Annotated in this window: 4 protein-coding genes; 1 reads left to right on the plus strand and 3 read right to left on the minus strand. The window is 57.8% G+C overall.

Annotation, left to right across the window (positions count from 1 at the left end; translation table 11 throughout):
* Nucleotides 1-744, plus strand: a 744-nt coding sequence (locus WA354_RS00920; RefSeq protein ID WP_472811128.1) for a DUF5597 domain-containing protein, incomplete at its 5' end; no start/stop codon positions are given.
* A gap of 68 nt (nt 745-812) precedes the next feature.
* Here WA354_RS00920 and WA354_RS00925 read toward each other — a convergent pair.
* The 3 genes from WA354_RS00925 to WA354_RS00935 form a co-directional block, all read right to left on the minus strand.
* Complete coding sequence (locus WA354_RS00925; RefSeq protein WP_472811129.1) at nt 813-1,532, minus strand: SDR family NAD(P)-dependent oxidoreductase; 720 nt, start codon at nt 1,530-1,532, stop codon at nt 813-815.
* A 458-nt stretch (nt 1,533-1,990) separates the two neighbouring features.
* A complete protein-coding gene (gene murQ / locus WA354_RS00930) occupies nt 1,991-2,971 on the minus strand; it encodes an N-acetylmuramic acid 6-phosphate etherase (RefSeq protein ID WP_472811130.1) in 981 nt (326 codons plus the stop codon).
* 101 nt (nt 2,972-3,072) lie between these two features.
* Nucleotides 3,073-4,227 carry a serine hydrolase domain-containing protein gene (locus WA354_RS00935; protein WP_472811131.1) on the minus strand — a complete coding sequence of 385 codons (1,155 nt, stop codon included), beginning with the start codon at nt 4,225-4,227 and terminating at the stop codon, nt 3,073-3,075.
* Nucleotides 4,228-4,522 lie beyond the last annotated feature (295 nt).

The following is a 4,522-nucleotide window of genomic DNA, read 5'->3' on the forward strand; positions in this document are numbered from 1 at the left end:
GCGCCAACCGACAACAACATCGGTCTATGGAAGATTGCGGCGCCATCGATTGATGCGATTGCGCCTGACATCTACATGCCCGAGTACGCGAAATACTTGAAAGTGATTGGGCTATATGGGCAGAAGAATCCGTTGCTGATTCCAGAGACGGGCAATTCACCAGCGTATGCGCGGTATGTCTTCGAGGCAATTGGAGCAGGTGCAATTGGGTGGTCTCCGTTCGGGCTGGACCTGACACGATATGCGAATGAGGCAACTGGCCCCGAGGCCATGGAGGCGAGTGCGTTGAAGCCGTTTGCGGAGCAGTATGCGCTGCTCGCGCCCATCGCACGCTTGATTGCGAAGGCGAACCTGGAAGGAAAGGTCGTGGGGGTCAGTGAGAATCCTGAGCAGCATGCGAACGAGATTCCGCTGGGCCGGTGGGACGTGCTGGTGAAATTCGGCATGCCATCGTTTGGAAACGGAATGCAGCCGAAAGGGAATACGCCGCCGGATGGTGGGGTGGTTGTTGTCGAACTCGGGCAGGATGAATACCTGGTTGCGGGGCACCATGCGCGCGTGGATTTCAAGCCGACGTTCGCGCCGGGAAAGAAGCGCCTGTGGCTCAAGGTGGAAGAAGGCAGTTTTGACGCGGCAGGGAACTGGAAGATGGCGCGGATCTGGAACGGTGATCAGACCGATTATGGGTTGAATTTAAAGGCTGATGAGAATGTTTTGCTGAAGGTGCGGCTGACTACGTTTTGAGCCCGATGAAACGGGAACGATATGTCCAAGGGCTATCGAGAAGATGCGGTAGGGGATCTGCGGATCTCTTAGCTGTCCCCATAGACTGGTATGGCTGCGCCGTGAATCACCTTGCCATCGTCGCTGCATAGGAAGAGGATGACGCGGGCGATGTCTTCCGGTTTCGGCCAGGTTGCGTAATCGGCGTCCGGCATTGCTTTGCGATTGGCCTCTGTATCGATGATGCTGGGGAGAATTGAATTCACCCGCACGCCAGTGCCTTTAACATCTGCGGCCAGGCAATCAAGCATGGCCAAGGCAGCGGCTTTCGAGGCTGCGTAGGCTGACGCTCCAGCGGCATGATCGAATGCGGCTTTGGCCGCAACGTTCACGATCGCTCCGTGCTTCTGCTTGAGCATGTGGGGCACGGCGCCCCGGGATAGGGCATAGCCAGTACGCAGATTCAGGGACAACATGCGATCGAAGACCTTCGTATCGAGTTCCCACAGCTTTACGCTGCCCGCGTAGGCACCTACGGTGTTCACCATCGCATTGAGGCGACCGTGTTTCGACAGGATCTGTGCGACGAGCTGACTGACAGCATTTTCATCGGTGACATCTACGGCGTGACCTTCGAGCATCGAGGCAGATGGGCCAGCGGCCTTTTGCAAAGAACAGAATTCATCGGGGTTGCGGTAGGTGACGACAACTTTGGCGCCCGCTGCGAGGAATTCGAGACTTACGGCACGGCCCAGACCACCGGTGCCACCGGCCACGAGCGCCACTTGATCGGAAAAGGTTGCAGTCATTTTGCCCTCCTGACACGTGGTTGTTGTATCAGATGGCGGGGCGCGGGGTCGCCTTTTTTACGGAGATGGCGCGTGCCATGTTGGGAAACCAGCACCGAAAATCAAAAGCAGATCCTTCGTTCCGCTCACCCATCGCGTGTCACTCAGGATGATAAGTCTGAGAGAGGCTGGCGTTGGCGGCATGACTGGAAGTCATGCCCTGATACAAGACTCGAGTTCGAATGAAATTTTGGTAAGTTGCCGTGCTCTTCTAGAGCCGTTTAATGAAGCGATGGAACGACGCTGCGGAGGGCTGAAGCCTTGGTCAAGAGGTGCTTGTCGTGGGCCAAAAGCCCCACGCTCCCCCGGGAGAAAATCTGTCGAAGCGGTATTCGCGCGCGCTCGAAAGCGATTTTATTGCAAGGGGCGCGCCTGATACTCCAGGAAAAGTATTTGGCGAGTGGGTTAAGCCACCCGCACTAGAGTTCGAGGACGTTGTCTTCTATGGCGAGGCGGACGTTGCCGTCGGATTTGGCGAGGCGGCGAACGGCTTCGGGCTTATCAACTTTGGCTTTGAGCATGACGAGCGCCACGGGGACGCTGCGGCCTGCGCTCTTGATCGTCTGTACGGCGGTCTCACGGTCAATTTTGCAGGCGCTCATCAGGATGCGGATTCCGCGCTCGACGAGTTTTGAATTCTGCATGTGCACGTTGACCATGAGGTTTTCGTACACATAGCCGAGTCGCGTCATTGCGCCAGTGGTGATCATGTTGAGGATCATCTTCTGCGCAGAGGCGGCCTTCATTCTCGTTGAGCCGGAGATTACTTCGGCCCCAACCTCGGCGACGATCGCGATGTCAGCAACCTCAGCCAAAGGAGTGCCCTGATTGCAGGTGACGGCAGCGGTATAGGCTCCGCGAGCGCGTGCATAGGCGGTGGCGGCAACTACATAGGGAGTTCGGCCGGAAGCTGAAAGGCCTACGACGACATCTTTGCGAGTCGGGCGGCGGCGGGCAATATCGCGCTGGCCCAGTTCCTCGGAATCCTCGTTGACTTCAACGGCGGAGGCGAGGGCCTTGGGGCCACCGGCCATGATGTATTGCACCTGTCCTGGAGCGGTGGAGTAGGTTGGGGGGCACTCGGAGGCGTCGAGGGCGGCAATCCGGCCGCTTGAACCAGCACCAATATAGATAAGCCGTCCGCCATCGCGGAGGCTGCGTGCGACGTGGTCAATGACCTCAGCAATTTCAGGGAGAGCCTTCTTGACAGCACCAGCAATCTTGGCGTCTTCGTGATTGATAATGCGGGCTATCTCCAGCGCCGACTTGGTGTCAAAGCCTTGGGATGCTTCGTTTTGGCTTTCGGTAGTAAGGTGCTGGAGTAGGGAAGCCGGGTCCGTCTTGGTTTCCTCTTTCCCGTGAGCGCCGGCGCCTTCATGCGTCGTCGTACTGGTTAACATCAAAGTGTGTCCCCAGAATCTATTGTATCTGCAATCCGGGCAAGCCGGATCAGAATTCTAAAGATGTGGGATGTCACTTAAATGTCATTCGATGACTCAAACTATTGGGCTTGTTGACCGGCCAGGGTAAGCCGGACGGCATCATGGAATGCCGGGCGAACCTGCTTAATCAACTGAGATTGGCGATCGGGCCATGTGCGGTTGCTCAGGAGCACGGCGGCGATGGAAGCATCGAGGTCAATCCACAGCGAACAGCCGCTGAATCCCAGATGCCCAATGGAGTTCGGTGAAAAATGATGACCGGCCGAGGATTCCTGCGATGGGGTATCCCAACCGAGCGCACGTGAACTGCCCTCAGGTCCCTGGCGTAACGCGAAACACTCGACCGTATCTTGTGTGAAGAGCGGCAAACCACTTTCTGCCCGGACGCTCCGTGATCCAGCAAGGATTTCGCGTGCGAAGCGCAGCAGGTCTGACACATTGGAGAAGAGGCCCGCATGGCCAGCGATGCCATGCAGAACCGATGCATTCTCGTCCTGCACCTCTCCCTGGATACGCCGGTGGCGAAACTGGTTGTCGATCTCGGTGGGCGGAATCAGGGGGCGCTGCTCAGATGTGGGATTGAAGCGCGTAGCAGTGAGGCCGAGAGGCTCAAATATCTGCTTCTGCGCCGTTGCAGCCAGATCTTCCTGGCTCAAGACTTCAAGCGCCTTGCCCAGCAGGATGAAACCGGGATCGGAATATTCGCTGCGCTCTCCGGGTGTTGCTTCGATGGGCAGTTCGAGGCAGGCGCGGTAGAGTTCCGTGGGAGTTGAGACCGTGCGGAAGAACTCGACGTATCCGGGCAGGCCTGAGTTGTGTGCCAGAAGATGACGGAGGGTGACTTGCAGCGCGAGGCGGGCGCCCAGACGTCCGACGACAAAGCCAGGCAGAAGTTCTCCCAGCGGCGTATCCAGATCGAGTATGCCGCGCTGGTAGAGGAGCATGGCGACGGCGGTTGTGGAAACCACCTTGGAGATGCTGGCCACATCAAACACGGTGCGGGGCTGAACTCGCGGGGAGCCGTCTTCGTAAGTGAAACGGCCAAGCGCGTCCTCCAGAATGACTTCGCCTCCGGCGAAGACTCCGAAGGCGCAACCGGAGAAAGCGTGGGCGGTTATGGCATCCCCAAGCACCTGGTAAACAGATGCGAAACGGTCTGTTTGATCAGGCATATCAGCAACGCTCGCGCGGGCTTCGGCCCGGATGGTATCCATGGTTCATCTCTCCCAAGGTTACGAAATTAGCGTACTCTCAAATGGGGCCTGCGGAAAAAAGATTGGACAGCTATCTTTGCAACCCAGCCGCCCGTCTATCTCCTTAGAAGCATTGGAGAGGAATTGAATGCGTCTGGAAAGCAAGACATTGACGTTGACGCTTTTATCGGCTGCCGCCTTCCAGTTTGGCCTGGCTGGATCGCTATCGGCCCAGACGCCGACGCCTGCGGACGGCGCGCCGGCAGCTGCTTCACAGCCCACAGCGGTTGCAACAGCGCCGGCGGCAACTGCAGAC

Origin of the sequence: Occallatibacter sp., assembly GCF_049802275.1 — a bacterium.
Lineage (GTDB): Bacteria > Acidobacteriota > Terriglobia > Terriglobales > Acidobacteriaceae > Telmatobacter.

What these genes read in the sequence shown, in the direction of transcription:
- WA354_RS00935 (WP_472811131.1), bottom strand. Translation starts at nt 4,227, where the DNA reads ATGGATACCATCCGGGCCGAAGCCCGCGCGAGCGTTGCTGATATGCCT.
- murQ (WP_472811130.1), bottom strand. Translation starts at nt 2,971, where the DNA reads ATGTTAACCAGTACGACGACGCATGAAGGCGCCGGCGCTCACGGGAAA.
- WA354_RS00925 (WP_472811129.1), bottom strand. Translation starts at nt 1,532, where the DNA reads ATGACTGCAACCTTTTCCGATCAAGTGGCGCTCGTGGCCGGTGGCACC.